Here is a 2,311-nt window from a genome sequence, read left to right on the forward strand (position 1 = left end):
ACTTCAACACCCGCCACAACAGTAATTGCTTCGCCTGGGCGCTACCGGCCGCGGCACTGGGCATGATCTGCCTGGCCTACGTCACCGCGCCGAACCGCCAACCGGCACCAAACCTGGCAGCGACCTCGCCGGAGCAGGCCAGCACGAGTGCACAGCAGAGCGGCGCCAGCCAGTTCGCCCAGGTCAGCGAAGTGATTCACGAGCGTTGCACCGTCTGCCACTCCGCGCAGCCGAGCAGCCCGCTGTTCAGCGCGGCCCCAGCGGGCGTGATGTTCGATACCGCCGAGCAGATACGCGAGCAGGCGGCGAAGATCCATGCGCAAACCGTGGCCAGCCAGATCATGCCGCTGGGCAACATCACCCAGATGACCCAGGACGAGCGCGATCTGCTGGGTGACTGGATCGCCAAGGGCGCGTCCATCGACTGAGCAAAGACGCCGCGCGCCATCCGCGCGGCGTTTCCCCTTCCGCACCGTGCCCATTGCCGCACTGACCGCCATCCCCTCCTCCGCGCCCCAGGCGGCATTGGCCAGCTAGCGCTGCGGTACGGCAACTCCGCTTCCACGACGACGAACGAGCAGATTCCCGCAAGGAATATCGCTGCCGACGCTACCCAATCGCCGACGCCCCGTTAAAATGCCGCGCCCTCCCTCGACGCCGGACGCCGCCCCGTGATTGAAGCCAGCTGGATTGCCTTCGCTTTCGCCCTCGGGCTACTTGCCCGCTTCATCGGCCTGCCGCCGCTGATCGGCTACCTGGGCGCCGGCTTCGCGCTGGCCGCAGCGGGCGACTACGTGGGCGTGACCCGTGACGACAGCATCATTCTCGATCACCTGTCGCATCTGGGCGTGCTCCTGCTGCTGTTCACCGTGGGGCTCAAGCTCAAGCTCGGCAATCTGGTTCGCCGCGAAGTCATCGGCGGCAGCCTGCTGCACTTCTTCATCTCCAGCGTGCTGGTGATGCCGGCGATCATGCTGATCCTCGATAACAGCTGGCGTGAGGCCATGCTGCTGGCCATCGCGCTGTCGTTCTCCAGCACCGTGCTGGCGGCCAAGGTGCTGGAAAGCAAGCGCGAGCTGCGCGCCTTTCACGGCCGCGTCGCCATCGGCGTGCTGATCATCCAGGACCTCATCGCTCTGGTGGTCATGAGCCTCGCCGCGGGCAAGGTCCCCTCAGCCTGGGCCTTGCTGGTGTTCCTGCTGCCGCTGCTGCGCCCCGTGCTGTTCCGCCTGCTCGACCACAGTGGCCACGAAGAACTGATGGTGCTGTTGGGCCTGATGCTGGCGCTGGTGGCCGGCGGTCTCGGCTTCGAATACGTCGGCCTGAGTTCCGAACTGGGGGCGCTGGCCTTTGGCGCGATGCTCGCCAAACACAAGCGCGCCAGCGAGCTGTCCAACTCGCTGTGGGCGATCAAGGAAGTGTTCCTGGTCGGCTTCTTCCTGAAGATCGGCATCGGTGGGCTGCCGGATGCCAACGCCCTCTGGTTCGCCTTCGCCATGTCGCTGCTGCTGCCGCTCAAGGCGGTGCTGTTCTTCGGCCTGTTCGTCGCCTTCCGCCTGCGCGCCCGCAGCGCCTTTCTCAGCGCCGCCAGCCTGACCAACTACAGCGAATTCGGCCTGATCGTCGTCAGCGTGGTGCTGCCGCAGTGGCTCATGCCGCTGGCGATCACCGTGGCGTTTTCGTTCATCGTTTCGGCGCAGATCAACCGTTTCGCCCATCCGCTGTACGAACGCCTGGCGCCGCGTCTGCTCCGCTACGAGCGCAACATTCGCCACCCCGACGAACAACCGGTGTCCCTGGGCGAAGCGCGCATTCTGATCATGGGCATGGGCCGTACCGGGCGCGCCGCCTACGACTATCTGGCGGAGAAGGGTTTCGCCCTGGTCAGCCTCGATTCCGACCCGGTCATGGTGGAAAAGAACACCGCCGAGGGCCGACATATCCTCTTTGCCGACGCCGAGGACCAGATGTTCTGGCAGAGCCTGGAGATGAACGAGGTCGAAGCGGTGATCCTGGCGATGAACGATCCCGAGGCCAAGATCATCTCCACCCGCAAGCTGCGTGAAAGCGGCTTCGGCGGGCTCATCGTGTCCCACGCGATGTACGAGGATATCGCCCAGCGCATCCAGGAAGCTGGCGCCGACCGCACCTACCTGACCATGAGCGAGGCCGGCGCGGGCCTTGCGGAAAATGTCTCGCGGGAATTGCAGGCACCGCGCTGAGGCCTGGTCCAGACGCGTTCGCGCGATCTTGGCCAACTGCCGCCGATCCAATTGTGCACAATTTTCTGATTTATTGTTTATCAGCCTGT

Annotated in this window: 1 protein-coding gene and 1 pseudogene; both read left to right on the forward strand. The window is 65.0% G+C overall.

The features are described 5' to 3' along the window. Window positions 1–428, forward strand: a pseudogene (locus tag LO50_RS22980) (urate hydroxylase PuuD); the annotation flags it as partial. A gap of 243 nt (window positions 429–671) precedes the next feature. Next, a complete protein-coding gene (locus tag LO50_RS22985) occupies window positions 672–2,222 on the forward strand; it encodes a cation:proton antiporter family protein (RefSeq protein ID WP_014819413.1) in 1,551 nt (516 codons plus the stop codon). Window positions 2,223–2,311: the final 89 nt, after the last annotated feature.

This window comes from Stutzerimonas stutzeri (assembly GCF_000935215.1).
In the GTDB taxonomy this organism is placed as follows: domain Bacteria; phylum Pseudomonadota; class Gammaproteobacteria; order Pseudomonadales; family Pseudomonadaceae; genus Stutzerimonas.